Raw genomic sequence first — 15,142 nt, 5'->3', positions numbered from 1 at the left:
GAACTCAGTAGTGAAACGATGCATCGCCGATGGTAGTGTGGGGTTTCCCCATGTGAGAGTAGGTCATCGTCAAGATTGAATTCCGAAACCCCTGTCTGCTCACGCAGACAGGGGTTTTGTTTTTGCGCGACGTAAATCCCCAGCGCCCTTTCTGTTCGTCTGAACCCCCTTCCAAAAGCCAAACCTCAAATCGCACAGCTGCGCTTTCGTCGGATTAAGCACATTGCCATCAAACGTGGCTAAGTATTCTGCCGTCCGTGCCGACAGCCTGTTGAGCATTGCGTGCGAGCAGAGCTGCCAACAGGTTGCACACACCGTACGCATCCCAACTTTTGGCATAAGAAGTCCCATGCTATGAATCTCAAGTTCAGTCATAAAATCCTTCTGGCCGCTTCAGGCGTCGTGGTTCTGGCGTTTGCGTTATTCACGTTGTACAACGACTATCTGCAGCGCGACACCATCAAGCAGAACATCGAGTCCTCGGTGCAACAGGCTGGCAACCTGACAGCCAGCAGCGTTCAGAACTGGCTTGGTGGCCGCATTCTGGTGCTGGAGAGCCTGGCACAGAATATTGCGCAGCAAGGCAGCCAGGCTGATCTCCCTGGCCTGGTTGATCAGCCGGCATTCACCTCCAACTTTCAGTTCACCTACGTCGGGCAAGCCAATGGCGTGTTTACTCAACGCCCTGACGCGACCATGCCTGCAGGTTATGACCCCCGCGAGCGCCCCTGGTACAAGCAAGCTGTAGGCGCCGGTCAGACCATGTTGACACCTCCTTATATGGCAGCTGTCGGAGGCCTGATTGTGACCATCGCCATGCCCGTTAAAAAAGGCGGTGAGTTGTTGGGTGTGGTGGGAGGTGACCTGAGCCTGGACAGCCTGGTCAAAATCATCAATTCGGTTGATTCCGGTGGCCTGGGCTACGCGTTTCTGGTGAGCAGTGATGGCCAGGTTATCGTTAGCCCGGATAAAGATCAGGTGATGAAGAACCTGAAGGACATTTACCCGGTCAGTACTCTGCGCATCGAGAAGGGCATTCAGGAAGTGACGCTCAATGGTCATGAGCGGATTATTTCCTTTACCCCGGTGACAGGCCTGCCGTCCGCGGATTGGTATATCGGTCAATCAATAGACAAAGAAAAAGCATACGCGCCGCTGTCTAAATTCCGTACGTCTGCGTTGATTGCAATGTTTATTGCAGTGGCCGCGATTGCGTTGTTGTTGAGTTTGTTGATCCGTGTACTGATGCGTCCACTGACCACCATGGGCCGTGCGATGCAGGATATCGCCCAGGGCGAGGGTGACTTGACGCGCCGTCTGGTCATTGAGAACAAGGACGAATTCGGTGAACTGGCCAGCTCGTTCAACCAGTTTGTCGAGCGTATCCATGCCTCGATCAGCGAAGTGTCTTCTGCTACTCGTCAGGTTCATGACCTGTCACACCGCGTTATGGCCTCGTCCAACGCTTCCATTGTCGGCTCGGACGAGCAAAGTGCGCGCACCAACAGTGTCGCCGCGGCGATCAATGAACTGGGTGCCGCCACCCAGGAAATCGCCCGCAACGCCGCCGATGCTTCGCAACATGCAAGCGGTGCCAGCGAGCAGGCAGATGACGGTCGCAAAGTGGTTGAACAGACCATCCAGGCCATGACCGAGCTGTCGCAGAAGATCAGTTTGTCGTGTGCGCAGATAGAAACCCTGAATGCCAGCACCGACAACATCGGGCACATTCTGGATGTGATCAAAGGTATCTCTCAGCAGACCAACCTGCTGGCCCTCAACGCAGCCATTGAGGCTGCGCGTGCAGGCGAAGCGGGTCGCGGCTTTGCCGTGGTGGCGGATGAGGTGCGCAACCTCGCCCACCGCACTCAGGAGTCGGCAGAGGAGATACATAAAATGATCACCTCGCTGCAGGTAGGCTCCCGCGAAGCGGTCAGCACCATGAATGCGAGTCAGGTCTCCAGCGAGGAGAGTGTCGAGGTCGCCAATCAGGCGGGTGCCCGTTTGATCAGCGTGACTCAGCGCATCGATGAGATCGACGGTATGAACCAGTCGGTTGCCGCCGCCACTGAAGAGCAAACGGCAGTGGTCGAAACCCTCAATGTGGATATCAACCAGATCAACTTGCTTAACCAGCAAGGTGTGGTGAACCTTAACGAAACCCTCAAGGACTGCGATGCGCTATCGCAGCAGGCCAGCCGTCTCAAGCAACTGGTCGACAGTTTCAAAATCTGAAACCCGCAGGTCAGCAATAAGTTATCCACAGCCCTGGCGATTCATATGTCAGGGCTGTTTTGTTTTGACCATGCTCAAGTAGTAGGTAATAGCCTTCACCCCGCGCTGCAGGTGCAACTCCAGTTCTGCAATACAAGCCTCGACGTCTCTGGCCCGGGCATAACGCAACAACGCACGGTGATCGTCCTGGCACAACTTGCCAAGGTTCATCTGCTCAAGGTTGAAGCGTAGAAAACGCTCTTCTTCAATTAGCCCTGCCTCAATGAGTGCCAGCAGTTTTTTATTAGGAGCCTTGCAGTAAAGCGCCTGATGAAATTGCCGATTGAGTGTGCCGATTTTTCCGAAGTCTTTTTCGATCTCGAGCGCTTCGATATAGCCCTCGGCTTCTTCGAAATCCTCTTTGCTCAACAGTGGTACTGACAGGCGCAGTGCCTGGGCTTCGAGCAACTGTCGCAGTTCATAGGTCTCGAGCGAGTTGTCTTCAATCAAAGGAGCGACCACGGCACCCTTGTATTGCACGACCTGCAGCAAACCTTGAGCTTCCAGCTGACGCAGTGCTTCGCGTACAGGCATACGGCTGACGCCAAACAACTTCGCCAGTGCTTCTTGGCGAATGGCTGTACCGCAAGGCAAACGGCCATCAAGAATGGCGTTGCGCAAGGTTTCTTCGATCTCCGAGCGCGCCAGGTGAGCGGGTATGGGACCCGACACAACTATGCTGTTTAAGGGATTGTTTTTGACGGCCACGTTGCGACTACCTGTGCCGACGAACCGGCATACTTGTTTGGATCCAATTCAAGTTAGGTACTGACCTGATTGCTGTCAAACCTTGTTACGCATAGTTTAGCGTGACTGCGGGATAAGAGATTGCATCGGGCCACTATCTTTCTTGGCGGGTGCCCTCCCTTTTGTTATGGGCTGTGCCCTACAATCGCCGAAGTTAGAGCTGCCCGATTTGCAGCACCAATGCACAGCAGGTGAGGGATGGGCGTACTCAGCAACAACGATGTGGGTGAGCAACGGTTTGAACTCCTGTTACAGCCCTCTAACGTTTTTTCCAGCCTGATTCGTCAGCCGTGGCTGTGGTGTATTTTGCTGCTGGCCGCAGGAGTACGCTTTTACGGTTTCACCGCCTCGGCGATCTGGTGCGACGAAGGCTCCAGCCTGATGCTGAGCGACTACCCGCTGTCGGGGATCTGGTTTCATGCTGCGCACGATGTTCACCCTCCGTTGTATTTCATGCTGTTGCACGGCTGGATAGCGCTGTTTGGTGACAGCCTGGTCTCGATTCGTTCCCTGAGTGTCCTGCCCGGCATTGCCACGGTTTTTTTGGGTATCTGGCTGGTACGGCTGGTGGCCACCCCGCGGGCTGCATTGCTGGCGGGCCTGCTGCTGGCGTTATTGCCTACCGCCGTGCGCTACAGTCAGGAAGTGAGGATGTATTCACTGATGGGGTTGTGGCTGATAGCTGCCACAATCGCGCTTGTGTACTGGGTCAAGGCCCCGCATAAGTATCGCTACCCGGTGCTCTACACCGTGCTGATGGCGGCTGCTTTTTACACCCATTACTTCACAGCGTTTTGTGTAATGGCCCATTGGCTGTACCTGTTGCTAAGTGGCCGCAGCAGCGGCTGGCTGATCAGGCGCCCGGCCTGGTGGCTGGTTAACGTTGCCATTGTGCTGTTGTTCCTGCCCTGGCTGCCGGGGTTGGTGGATTTGCTGCAACATATGGATGAACTCAAGAGTGGCGGTGATGTGGGGTGGGAGCCTGCAGTCGATGCCCACTCCTTGCCCGCCATGACGTGGCAGCTGTTGATACAGGATGAAGGCGACAACCTGCCCTGGCCGTTGTTCTGGCTGGCACCGCTGGCACTGCTTGGCGGTGTCGCAGGAATGGCTGTACGCGATTCAAGCCCGCATAAATTCATCACGTTGATCGTGATCTACACCCTGCTGCCGATCCTGGCCATTTACGCCGTATCCTTTATCTCGCCTCTGTTTATCGAACGCTATGTGATGTTTGCCGCGTTGGGTTTACCGCTGCTTGTGGCGATTGCAGTCGATCAACTGTTCAAGCGCAAGCGGGCGCTGGCCATAGCGCTGCTGACACTGTTCATTGGCGCCGAAGTGACGGGCTTGCGCAGCAACTTCAGCAGCGATGCCGATCATTTTGATCGTCTGGTGGAGCACGTTAACCAGCAGTTCAAGCCCGGTGACCGGATCGTCGTCAGTGACCTGTTCTGGTACTTCAGCTTTGTCTATTACAACAAGACCGGATTTCAACCGATGCTCTATACGCCGCCCCTGGAAGATGGCACTTCAGGGCGCCCGAATGACTATGGCTTTGGCACGCTGGTAAATGGCCACGGCACAAGTATCTATGTCGATCGCCTGAGCGATATGCCCCCAGGCCCGGGTCGTATCTGGCTGATCAGCAGCAAACTGCAGCCCGACGACTTCAGTGCAATTCCCATGGATTGGCGCAAAGCACAGGACCTGGCCGTCGATGACACTCAGGCTCGTCTATATTTGACCTGCGTTGCCGCCAAATGCGGCTCTGAACCTGAATGGAGTCAACTCGATGCAAAAGCCAACCCATAGCCTGCCATCCTTGTTCAAGCAGCTGGGCCTGCCGTCCAGCCCGGAAGATATCGAAAAGTTTGTCACCACCCACTCGCCACTCAAGCCTGACCTCAAGCTTGAAGATGCTTTTTTCTGGACGCCCGCCCAAGCGGCTTTTTTGCGTGAGGAGCATCTTGAAGACGCTGACTGGGCTGAAGTTGTCGACCAATTGAATCTGATGCTGCGGCAAAAACCTGTCACGGGCCCTAAGAAATAAATAGCAACACTTGACTGTGCTCATCTGGCCGCGCAATATTAATAGTTAGCAAACTAACATTATGTGACGCCTCTTGCCTGACACTCTCGATCCACTGCAAATGAGCATCAGCACCGGCATGGTGGTTGCGACTCGCCATTGGCGTCGCGTCTGCCAGGCCACGCTGGTCAACTATGGTATTTCCGAAGCCTGCGCCATGCCGCTGCTGATCATCGGCCGCCTGGGTGAGGGTGTGCGGCAAGTCACCGTGGCCCACGCTGCCGGGATGGAAAGCCCGTCGCTGGTGCGCTTGCTCGATCAACTGTGCAAGGCTGGCTATGTGCGCCGCTGTGAAGATGCCAGTGACCGCCGCGCCAAAACCCTGAGCCTGACCGACACCGGGCGTGCTCTGGTGCAATCGATTGAAGCTCAGCTTGTACAACTGAGAAGGGCCGCTCTGGCCGATATTCCAGTGGCTGACCAGGAAGCTGCGTTGCGTGTGATCAAAGCCTTCGAAGCTGCCGGACAACTGCCTGACGGGGCTGCCTCTTGAACGGTTTTTTCAGCAGCATGCCGCCTGCCCGCGACTGGTTCTACGGGGTACGTACCTTCGCCGCGTCGATGATCGCGCTGTATATCGCCTTGTTGATGGAAATGCCTCGCCCTTACTGGGCCATGGCTACGGTCTATATCGTCTCCAGCCCCTTTGTCGGGCCCACCAGCTCCAAGGCCGTGTACCGAGCCCTGGGCACGCTGATAGGCGCTGCTGCAGCGGTATTTTTTGTGCCGCTGTTTGTCCAGACACCGTTCTTGCTGGTGCTGGTGATTGCCCTCTGGACGGGCATTTTGTTGTTCCTGTCGCTGCACCTGCGCACCGCCAACAGCTACGTGTTCATGCTCGCCGGCTACACCATGCCCATGATCGCCCTGCCGATTGTGGATAACCCGCTGAATGTGTTCGACATCGCCGTTTCGCGTACTGAAGAAATCATGCTCGGTATCGTCTGCGCGGCGGTCGTAGGCAGCATGTTCTGGCCTCGGCGCCTGACGCCGGTATTTATCGACGCGGCGGCCAAGTGGTTTGCCGATGCGAGCAATTACAGCAAGCACTTTCTGGCCCGCGATGTCGAACCCAGCAAAGCCAGTGGCCTGCGTTCATCAATGGTGGCGACGTTCAACAGCCTTGAAATGATGATTGGCCAGTTGCCTCATGAGGGCGCGCACCCGCAGACCGTGCGCAACACCAAAGAGCTGCGTGGACGTATGATCCACCTGCTGCCGGTGGTCGATGCCCTGGACGATGCACTCTATGCGCTGGAGCGTCGCGCTCCGGAGCTGCTCGACAAGGTCACGCCGTTGCTCGACCACGCCCAGGCATGGCTTGAGCGCACCCGTGAGGGCGCCTCGATCCAGCAGTGGCAAGCATTGCGCCATGAACTTGAAGCATTGCAGCCCAGCGCCGCCGCCCTGGATGATCGGCGCCAACTGGTGCTCTCCAACGTGCTGTACCGGCTGGGTGAGTGGATCGACCTGTGGCAAGACTGCCGCAGCCTGCAAGAGGCCATCTCGACCGGTAACCAGGATGTCTGGCGTGCGGTCTATCGGCATTGGCGCCTGGGTCGCCTGACGCCATTTCTGGATCGCGGGCTGATGCTTTATTCAGCGTTCTCTACCGTCACCGCGATTGTCGTCGCCTCGGTGTTGTGGATTCTGCTCGGCTGGACTGACGGCGCCAGTGCGGTGATTCTGGCCGCCGTGGCCTGCAGCTTTTTTGCTGCGATGGACGATCCGGCGCCACAGATCTACCGGTTCTTTTTCTGGACCTCGCTGTCGGTGCTGTTTGCCAGCCTCTACCTGTTTGTGATCCTGCCCAACCTGCATGACTTCCCGATGCTGGTGCTGGCGTTTGCCGTGCCGTTTATCTGCGTCGGCACCCTGACCGTGCAACCGCGCTTTTACCTGGGCACCTTGCTGACTATCGTCAACACCGCCTCGTTTATCAGTATCCAGGGTGCCTACGACGCGGACTTCATGGTGTTTATTAACGCCAACCTGGCCGGCCCCGTCGGCCTGCTGTTTGCCTTCGTCTGGACCCTGATCGCGCGCCCGTTCGGTGCTGAACTGGCGGCCAAACGCCTGACCCGCTTCAGCTGGCGTGACATTGTCAGCCTGACCCAGCCCGCCACCCTGGCCGAACACCGGCAAATGGGCGCGCAAATGCTCGACCGCCTGATGCAGCACTTGCCGCGTCTGGCCCTGACCGGGCAGGACACCGGCAGCGCCTTGCGTGACCTGCGGGTGGCCCTCAACCTGCTCGATCTGCTGGCCTACGCACCCAGGGTTACGGGCGGGCCGCAACTGTTGCTGCGCCAGGTGGTCAGTGATGTGGGTGACTACTTTTGTGCCTGCCTCAAGGCGGGTGAGCGCCTGCCAATGCCAATGGGCCTGCAAATGACCATGGACCGCACGCGTCGCGCCCTCAACGCCAATGACCTGCAAGCCGAAGGCGAGGCACGAGTGCATCTGTTGCACGCCCTCAGCGGCCTGCGTCTGGCGCTGCTGCCCGGTGTCGAATTTATTGTCGACAACGACGATCGGCCACATCCCCAGGCCCACATTGAGGGAGCGCCGCTATGATCGGTGACGTAGATATCAGCGGGGTTTTCCTGCCCACGCTCCTGGTACTGATGGGCATCACCTACTTGTTGTTTCTGGTGGTTCACGGGTTACTCACCCGTGTGCACTTTTACCGTCTGGTCTGGCACCGGGCTTTGTTCAACGTCGGTCTCTACGCTCTGTTACTCGGCGTTGTGGATTCGTTCAGTCGATATCTGATGACATGAAAAAACCTTTACTGACCCTGGGCCGTGTCGTTCTCACCTTATTGGTGGTGACGTTTGCCTGCGTCGTGGTCTGGCGCATGACCATGTACTACATGTTTGCTCCCTGGACCCGTGACGCCCACATTCGCGCCGACATCGTGCAAATCGCCCCCGACGTGTCGGGCCTGATCAAGCAGGTGGATGTGTGTGACAACCAGCCCGTCAGCCGTGATCAGGTGTTGTTTGTCATCGACCAGGAGCGCTTCAAGCTGGCGCTGCGTCAGGCCGAAGCCACCGTGGCCGATCGCAAGGAGACCCTGGCCCAGGCCCAACGTGAGAGCCGCCGTAACAAAGGCCTGGGCAACCTGGTCGCCCGCGAACAGCTTGAAGAAAGCCAGTCCCGTGAAATGCGCGCCCAGGCCGCACTGATTGAGGCCCAAGTGGCCGTGGACAGCGCCCAGCTCAATCTGGATCGTACGGTGGTGCGCAGCCCCGTCGATGGTTACGTCAACGACCGGGCTCCACGGGTCAATGAGTTCGTCACGGCGGGGCGGCCGGTCTTGTCGATCGTCGACAGCAGCTCGTTCCATATCGACGGCTATTTTGAAGAAACCAAACTCGATGGCATCCATGTCGGCCAAAGCGTCGATATCCGTGTCATTGGTGATAACGCACGTTTGCGCGGGCATGTTGAAAGCATTGTGGCGGGCATCGAAGACCGTGACCGCACCAGTGGCCAGAACCTGCTGCCCAACGTCAACCCTGCGTTCAGCTGGGTGCGATTGGCGCAACGGATTCCGGTACGCATCGTGTTTGACGACGTGCCTGAAGACTTTCGCATGATTGCCGGGCGCACCGCGACCGTGTCCATCATCGAAGATTCGGCCAAAGCCCAGCCTGCCCCGGAGCGCGCGCAATGAAAGCCGTTCGCCTGGCAGCCGTAGGACTTGGGCTGCTGCTGTCCGGTTGCCAACTGCTTGGCCCTGATTACCAATTGCCCAAAGACGCGGCCATGCAGCGCCCGGACTTGCAGGGCCAACTGGCTGGCGAGGGCGCCAACGTGGTGTCCGCCCCGGTTCCAGTTGACTGGTGGAAGCTCTATGAGGACCCCAGGCTCAATGAACTGGTGCGCCAGGCGCTGGCCTCCAACACCGATCTGCGGGTCGCTGCGGCGAACCTGTCGCGGGCGCGGGCCCAGGTTGAGCAGGCACAGTCGGCCGGTGGCTGGAGTGGTTCTGTGAAGGCGGGCGCCCAGCGCCTGCAGGAGTCCGGTGAAGCGTTCCTGCTGGCGGACAAGGTGCCGGTAGCCAATGTCGGTGATCTGGGTATCAGCACTTCATACCAGTTCGACTTGTGGGGCACTTTGCAGCGCGGGATCGAAGCGGCACAGGCCAACGCCGACGCGACTCAGGCTGCCGCCGACACCGCGCGCATCACTCTGGTGGCGGATGTGGTGCGGGCGTACACCCAAGTGTGCGCAGCCAATGAGGAACACCACATCGCAGAAGAGTCCCTCAAGCTGCAAGCGCAAAGTACCAGCCTGACCCAGCGCCTGCGTGATGCGGGTCGCGGTGATGAAACCCAGGTCACCCGTTCTGAAACCCAGTTCAAATCGTTGCGCGCAGAATTGCCCCGTTACGAAGCATTGCGCCAGTCCGGCCTGTTCCGTTTGTCGATGTTGCTGGCCAGGCCGCTGGATCAACTGCCCGCCGGTGTGGCTACCTGCGCCGAGCTGCCGCATATCGCGCAATTGCTGCCCGTGGGGGACGGTGCAGCACTGCTTAAACGCCGCCCGGACGTGCGTCAGGCCGAACGCCATCTGGCCGCTGCCACCGCCGAAATCGGTGTGGCCACAGGTTCGCTGTACCCGGACATCAGCATCGGTGCCAGCATTGGCACAGTGGGGATTATCGACAACCTGGGCACGGCTCCTACTAACCGCTGGGGCTTCGGCCCGATGCTGAGCTGGACGATTCCGACCAATGGCTCGCGAGCCCGAATTCGTGAGGCCGAGGCGGTGACTCAAGGCGCTTTGGCCAAGTTTGACGGTGTGGTGCTCAATGCCATCCGTGAAACCCAGACCAGCCTGGTGCAATACACGGCGTTGCTGCAGCGCCGTGATGCCCTGGCAGAGGCCGAGTTGTCGGCCAAAACGGCGGCCGACCAGACCCATCAGTTCTTCCAGGCGGGGCGCGAGTCATTCCTGGCCGATCTGCAGGCAACCCGCACCTACACTGACATGCGCGCGCAATTGTCGGCGGCCAACACCCAGGTTGCCATGAGTCAGATCGATCTGTTCCTGGCCCTGGGTGGGGGCTGGGAAAGTGGACGAACGCAAGCGGCGACAAACGCCAAACCCTGACAGCGTTGCTATGCTCTGAATTATCGGTATCAGAACGATGGTTCAGGGCGTTTGCGGTCTGTAGCCCTCCTCATCGTGCAGACCATGCCTGATGGGGATACTAATAATGAAAAACCCTTATGCTCCCGGCTTCTGGTGTGCAGTGGCAGCCGTGGTGCTGCTTTCGGCGACCTACTTCTACGACATCATGCTGGCGCACCAGATCGACAAGGCAATGATCTTTCTCGATAGCGCGAGTGCGTTGATTGCCGTTCTGGCCATAGTGGTGGTGGCCTGCGCCTCGGTGCAAACCCGGCAGATCAAAAAACGCCAGATCAATCAGGGCCAGACCCGCGTCCTGATCTGGGACACCAAGGTTGCCCTGCGGCGGGTAGAGACGGTATTTGACCGCTATTTCTGGGGCAGTTACTGGCAACCGGGCCGGACCTTCCAGGAGTTTATGGGCGAACTTACCGGCACCCCGCTGGAAAAAAGCCTCGAAGCCCTCAAGACCCAGTGCCTGAAACTCGACAAGGCCCTGCCATCCGAAGAGCGCCAATGGCTCGACACTGCGCGTGAGCTCTCGAATGTCGCGGCAGCGATGGCGCGTGAGCGATATCAGCTGGATTACTCGGACGTTTCTTTTAATTCTGTAGGAGAAACATGCATCGACCATGATCTGGAAGTGCTGGTGTACACCTGGAGTGCCAGTCTCAAGAGTTTCGACCACCAGCTCGACGAAATTGACCAGCGTTACGCCCAACCTGCATAAAGCCAGGTATCACGTTGGAGGAGCGTCTGCTCTGCTGCCAGTGTTAATCTGCTAGCACTTTTCGGCCCATGAAGGGCTTGGCAAAGACCGCTTTACTTTCAACATAACGGACATTGAACGGGTCAATTGATGAATAAACCATTAGGTGTGCTGGTAGGGATCGTTGTTGTCGCCGGGGCGCTGAATACCGCTGGCGCGTGGTATACCGGCAGCAAAATCGAGGGTGTGTTGCAGACCTCGATCGAGCAGACCAACCAGGAGCTGGCCAAGCAACTGCAAGGCACCACCACTCACGGCACTATTGAGCTGGTTTCCATTGAGCGCAACCTCTACAGCAGCACCGCGCACTATCGCCTGAAGATCCAGGACGACAAGGCGGGCCCGGATGCGAAGCCGGTGGAATTGCTGTTTGTCGATAATATCGAGCATGGTCCATTGCCGTGGTCGCGTATCAAGACGTTCAAGTGGATGCCAGTGATGGCGGTCAGCAATTACTCGCTGGAAAAAACCCCATTTACCGAAAAGTGGTTTGCCGCAACCAAGGATCAGGCTCCGCTCAAAGGTCAGGTCACCCTGGGTTACGACCGCTCGGTTGACGGTCATATGGAGCTGATGGCACTCGAGACCCAGCTGGACGAGCACTCCACCTTCAGCTTCTCGGGCATGACCATGCAAGCCCAGACCGATGCCGATGGCCAGAACCTCAAGGCCAAAGGCTATATGGACCACCTCAAGCTCAATGCGATCACGATTGAGAACCCGCCGGTAACGGTCGAGCTCAACGGCCTGACCCTGGCCAGTGACCTGAAGAAGACCGACTTTGGCTTCTATCTTGGGCAGAACGTGATGGCGCTGAGCGAAGGTCAGCTGACTTATGGCGTCAAGCAATCGGTGATTAAACTCAAGAACTTCGAGTACACGGATTCTGCTTCCGCCAATGGCAACCTGATGTCCGGGCGTCTGGCCTATAACGTCGGTGATATCACCCTGGATGGCAAGCCGGTGGGCAGTGCGCAAATGGTACTGACTGCCAGCAGCCTGGATATCCCGGCCATGCAGGCGCTGCTGCAGATTTATCAGAACAAGTTCCAGCCTCAGGCCGACGGCACCCTGCCGCAAACCCCGCTGACCCCGACGGAGCAAGTGCAGATGCAGCTTCAGGTTGAAAAAATTCTGGCTGCCAAACCGCAACTGGCGTTGGAGAAATTCACGATCAAGACCGCCAATGGTGAAAGCCAGCTCAACGTTGTCATGGGGCTGGCCAAGCCGACCTCATTTGAGCAGCCGCCAGTTGACGTTACCAAGCAGATGCTGACCGCGCTGGATGCCAAGCTGTTGCTGTCCAAGCCGATGATTGCTGATTTGTCAGCGGTGCAGGCACAGTTGGTTGGCCAGACCGATCCGCAAGCCATTGCCAAGATGGCCAGCATGAACAGCGAGATGGCAGGCGTGATGGCGGTGCAAACCGGGCTGGCCAAAGTGGAGGGCAACAACATCCTGGCTTCGCTCAATTACGCTGATGGCCAGGTGGATCTCAATGGCCAGAAAATGAGCCTTGAAGACTTCATCACTGCGATGAGTACCCGCTTTGGTGGTGTGGCCAGCCAGTAAAGACGCGACTTAAACTGTGGGAGCGAGCCTGCTCGCGAACGATCTTCGCGAGCAGGCTCGCTCCCACTGTCTTGCTCTGTTCAATAAGCCAATGACCAGGTCATGGTGTATGTGCGGCCACGGCCCTGATAGTCATACAGATACTCCGGGCCGTAGGTCGGCGAGTAGAACAGCGCCGCACGCTGGCCCCAGACCGTGCTGTACTCCTTGTCCAGCAGGTTCTGGATGCCGGCGCTGAACGTGCCGAATTCAGTCTCCTGGCTGCCCATCAAGTCGAACGTGGTGTAACCGCTGATCTTGTGGTCGGAATCGTCTTTAAGCGTAAAGGCATGGTTACCCTGCAAGCGCACATTGCGCCCATCACCGTGCCAGCCAACAAACGCGGTGGATTTGGACAATGACGCATACCGGGCGTCACGCTTCATCCAGTCGCCTTGCGCGTCCTCTTCCTCTGAACGCACCAGATGCAAGGTGCCGCCTGCGTCCCAACCGTTATTGAAGTGACGGGTCAGCGCGCCTTCAAAGCCAAAATCACGGCTCTTCTTGTCGGTTACATCAATCGTCAGCGTGGCAGCGTCCGTGGTGATGACCTTGTCAGACCAGATGTAATAGATCGCCGCCTGCGCGTCCCAATCCACATCGGCAAAGCGCCAGCCGGTTTCGACCTGACGGCTCTTGATCCCGGCCAACGGGTTGTCTTTGACGCTCAGCCCCGCCTTGCCGTAGTACTTGGCCGGGTCCGGCAAATCAAAGCCTTCGCTGTAGTTGACCCAGGTTTGATGGCCATTATTGAAGTCATAAATGGCGCCCAGGTTGAACAGGTTGACCGCGTAGTCGTTGCTGCCACCGGCAATGCCCTTGAACACACCGACATCGACGTCCATTTGCTGGCGCCGCGCGCCGCCAGACAGGGTCAGGGCATCGGTAAGTTTCCAGTCAAGCTGGGCGTAGGCCGAATGCCCATCAACCCGGTAACTTGGGTAGCGCGGGGACTTGCTTTGGGTGACCAGGTCCAGGCCGCCGCTTTCGGAAGAGATAGCCGAATCGAACACGCTTTGTTCGGCATTGAAGCGCTCGCGGTCGAGGTCTACGCCATAGGTCAGCTTCAGGCTGTCCCATTGTTTGGCAAACAGCGCCTTGAGGCTGGTGACTTCGAAGTTCTGCTGCGAAGCGGCGAAGTACACGCCCTTGGAACCCTGCGGTTTACCGGCGTTGTAGTACGGGAACGGATAGAAATTGTTGTCTTCCTTGCGGTACGAGCCCTGCAAGTAGAAGTCCTGGCCCAGCAGGTCGGCGTGGTGATAGTTGGCGTTGAACAGCAGGCGCTTGGAACGCGGCTCCAGGTCGGTGTCGTAGCCGCTGCGGATTTCGGCGTCTTCGAGATTGGACGGTGCTTTGTCGTGCAGGTTGGGGAAGTAAATCCCGACGCTGCCGTTGTTCCCCGAATCATAGTACTGGGCCAGCAAGTCCAGGTCCTGTACGTCATCGAGCTTGATCGCCAGGCTGCCCATCAGGTCCAGGGTGCGGTTGTATTGCAGGTCGGTCTGGGTGTTGTCGATAAATACCTGATCGCCTTTACCATCGTAAAAGGCTTCGTTCTGTTCACCGGAAATCCCCAGGCGGCCATAGACCCGATCAGTGCCGCCGCTGACGGATTGTGAAATGCGGCTGGAGAGGTCGTCGCTGTTGTTGAAACCGCTGGTGGCGGACAGCTCTGTTTCGAATTGCGCGGGGCCGGGGGTGCCCTTTTTGGTCACGATATTGATGATCCCGCCTGTGGCGCCACCACCGTACAGCGCGCTGGCGCCGGACAGCACTTCGATCCGCTCTACGTTGAACGGCGAGATGCTGTCGAACTGGCGCGACAGCCCTCGCGAGCTGTTCTGGCTGACGCCGTCGATCATCACCAGCACGTTGCGCCCGCGCATGTTCTGGCCGTAGTTGCTGCGCCCTTCGGGCGCCAGGTCGAGCCCCGGCACCAGTTTGCCGATGGCTTCCTTGAGGGTGACACCAGTGTCCAGTTGCTCCTGCAACTGCACCTGGTCGACCACCCACACGGTGCCCGGGATTTCACTGATGGAGGTGCTGGTACGGGCGCCGACGCTGACTTCCAGGGCCTTGAGTTGCAGGCTCTGAGCGGGGGCTTGAGGTTTACCCAAGATGACGGTGCGGGCATCGCTGAATTGCCAGACCAGACCGCTGTCTTTGAGTAGCGATTGCAGGGCCTGTTCAACACTCATCTCCCCCCGCAGCGCCTGGCTGTGCAAGCCGGCGACTTCGGCTGAGGTAAACAGCAGGTGCAAATCGGCTTGATCGGCAAACTGGGTGAGCGCCTGATCGAGGTCCTGGGCCCTGACGTCCACGCTGACCTGGCGGGTGTGCTGGGACGTGCCGGGCGTGGCCGCAGTTGCGGTCTGGGCACTGGCTTGCAGCGGGCCTCCCAGGCTGGCCAGCAAGGCTGTGGCTACGAATACCTGGCGCAGTCGCTGTTCGTTTAGGTGTGCGCCACGCGGCTTCTTGACGTGCTCGACCATTGCGTTTTT

The 15,142-nt window shown here is 58.2% G+C and carries 12 protein-coding genes and 1 pseudogene; 11 read left to right on the top strand and 2 right to left on the bottom strand.

Annotated features, from left to right (window positions below):
- Positions 1–354: 354 nt before the first annotated feature.
- Positions 355–1,380 (top strand): annotated as a pseudogene (locus GHN92_RS24380) (cache domain-containing protein); the annotation flags it as partial.
- 69 nt (positions 1,381–1,449) lie between these two features.
- Entirely contained in the window at positions 1,450–2,235 is a 786-nt protein-coding gene (locus GHN92_RS24375; protein ID WP_370688617.1) for a methyl-accepting chemotaxis protein, read from the top strand.
- 48 nt (positions 2,236–2,283) lie between these two features.
- Here the strand turns inward: GHN92_RS24375 and GHN92_RS02420 are convergent, their stop codons facing one another.
- Positions 2,284–2,982: a GntR family transcriptional regulator gene (locus GHN92_RS02420; RefSeq protein ID WP_095017815.1), complete on the bottom strand. Its 699-nt coding sequence runs from the start codon at positions 2,980–2,982 to the stop codon at positions 2,284–2,286.
- Positions 2,983–3,219: 237 nt separating this feature from the next.
- Here GHN92_RS02420 and GHN92_RS02415 point away from each other — a divergent pair, with 237 nt between their 5' ends.
- The 9 genes from GHN92_RS02415 to GHN92_RS02375 all read left to right on the top strand — a co-directional run bounded on the left by GHN92_RS02415 (position 3,220) and on the right by GHN92_RS02375 (position 12,599).
- Complete coding sequence (locus tag GHN92_RS02415; RefSeq protein WP_153379272.1) at positions 3,220–4,836, top strand: glycosyltransferase family 39 protein; 1,617 nt, start codon at positions 3,220–3,222, stop codon at positions 4,834–4,836.
- Positions 4,817–5,074, top strand: a complete 258-nt coding sequence (locus GHN92_RS02410; RefSeq protein WP_095000657.1) for a DUF2789 domain-containing protein — start codon at positions 4,817–4,819, stop codon at positions 5,072–5,074. The genes GHN92_RS02415 and GHN92_RS02410 overlap by 20 nt, the downstream gene beginning before the upstream one ends.
- A gap of 100 nt (positions 5,075–5,174) precedes the next feature.
- Positions 5,175–5,606, top strand: a complete 432-nt coding sequence (locus tag GHN92_RS02405; RefSeq protein WP_016782970.1) for a MarR family winged helix-turn-helix transcriptional regulator — start codon at positions 5,175–5,177, stop codon at positions 5,604–5,606.
- The gene (locus GHN92_RS02400) at positions 5,603–7,690 is read left to right on the top strand and encodes an FUSC family protein (RefSeq protein WP_153379270.1); all 2,088 of its coding nucleotides are present in this window, start codon (positions 5,603–5,605) and stop codon (positions 7,688–7,690) included. The genes GHN92_RS02405 and GHN92_RS02400 overlap by 4 nt, the downstream gene beginning before the upstream one ends.
- Entirely contained in the window at positions 7,687–7,896 is a 210-nt protein-coding gene (locus GHN92_RS02395) for a DUF1656 domain-containing protein (protein ID WP_016782973.1), read from the top strand. Before GHN92_RS02400 ends, GHN92_RS02395 begins: the two co-directional genes overlap by 4 nt.
- Positions 7,893–8,795: an HlyD family secretion protein gene (locus GHN92_RS02390; RefSeq protein WP_153379268.1), complete on the top strand. Its 903-nt coding sequence runs from the start codon at positions 7,893–7,895 to the stop codon at positions 8,793–8,795. Before GHN92_RS02395 ends, GHN92_RS02390 begins: the two co-directional genes overlap by 4 nt.
- Positions 8,792–10,237, top strand: coding sequence for an efflux transporter outer membrane subunit (locus GHN92_RS02385; protein ID WP_095000660.1), 1,446 nt, complete (start codon positions 8,792–8,794; stop codon positions 10,235–10,237). Before GHN92_RS02390 ends, GHN92_RS02385 begins: the two co-directional genes overlap by 4 nt.
- Before the next feature lie 106 nt (positions 10,238–10,343).
- Positions 10,344–10,988, top strand: coding sequence for an NADH:ubiquinone oxidoreductase subunit N (locus GHN92_RS02380; RefSeq protein ID WP_153379266.1), 645 nt, complete (start codon positions 10,344–10,346; stop codon positions 10,986–10,988).
- 129 nt (positions 10,989–11,117) lie between these two features.
- Positions 11,118–12,599 carry a YdgA family protein gene (locus GHN92_RS02375; protein ID WP_153379264.1) on the top strand — a complete coding sequence of 494 codons (1,482 nt, stop codon included), beginning with the start codon at positions 11,118–11,120 and terminating at the stop codon, positions 12,597–12,599.
- A gap of 80 nt (positions 12,600–12,679) precedes the next feature.
- On the opposite strand, the gene GHN92_RS02370 is transcribed toward GHN92_RS02375, so the two are convergent.
- Positions 12,680–15,133 carry a TonB-dependent receptor gene (locus tag GHN92_RS02370; protein WP_256666388.1) on the bottom strand — a complete coding sequence of 818 codons (2,454 nt, stop codon included), beginning with the start codon at positions 15,131–15,133 and terminating at the stop codon, positions 12,680–12,682.
- Positions 15,134–15,142 lie beyond the last annotated feature (9 nt).

Origin of the sequence: Pseudomonas sp. FSL R10-2964, from assembly GCF_009600035.1 — a bacterium.
GTDB lineage: Bacteria > Pseudomonadota > Gammaproteobacteria > Pseudomonadales > Pseudomonadaceae > Aquipseudomonas > Aquipseudomonas bubulae.
The sequence above is the reverse complement of the archived record's forward strand: the minus strand, read 5'-3'. Positions and strand labels throughout refer to the sequence as shown.

What these genes read in the sequence shown, in the direction of transcription:
- GHN92_RS02375 (WP_153379264.1), top strand. Translation starts at nt 11,118, where the DNA reads ATGAATAAACCATTAGGTGTGCTGGTAGGGATCGTTGTTGTCGCCGGG.
- GHN92_RS02415 (WP_153379272.1), top strand. Translation starts at nt 3,220, where the DNA reads ATGGGCGTACTCAGCAACAACGATGTGGGTGAGCAACGGTTTGAACTC.
- GHN92_RS02380 (WP_153379266.1), top strand. Translation starts at nt 10,344, where the DNA reads ATGAAAAACCCTTATGCTCCCGGCTTCTGGTGTGCAGTGGCAGCCGTG.
- GHN92_RS02395 (WP_016782973.1), top strand. Translation starts at nt 7,687, where the DNA reads ATGATCGGTGACGTAGATATCAGCGGGGTTTTCCTGCCCACGCTCCTG.
- GHN92_RS02390 (WP_153379268.1), top strand. Translation starts at nt 7,893, where the DNA reads ATGAAAAAACCTTTACTGACCCTGGGCCGTGTCGTTCTCACCTTATTG.
- GHN92_RS02405 (WP_016782970.1), top strand. Translation starts at nt 5,175, where the DNA reads ATGAGCATCAGCACCGGCATGGTGGTTGCGACTCGCCATTGGCGTCGC.
- GHN92_RS24375 (WP_370688617.1), top strand. Translation starts at nt 1,450, where the DNA reads ATGGCCTCGTCCAACGCTTCCATTGTCGGCTCGGACGAGCAAAGTGCG.
- GHN92_RS02385 (WP_095000660.1), top strand. Translation starts at nt 8,792, where the DNA reads ATGAAAGCCGTTCGCCTGGCAGCCGTAGGACTTGGGCTGCTGCTGTCC.
- GHN92_RS02410 (WP_095000657.1), top strand. Translation starts at nt 4,817, where the DNA reads ATGCAAAAGCCAACCCATAGCCTGCCATCCTTGTTCAAGCAGCTGGGC.
- GHN92_RS02370 (WP_256666388.1), bottom strand. Translation starts at nt 15,133, where the DNA reads ATGGTCGAGCACGTCAAGAAGCCGCGTGGCGCACACCTAAACGAACAG.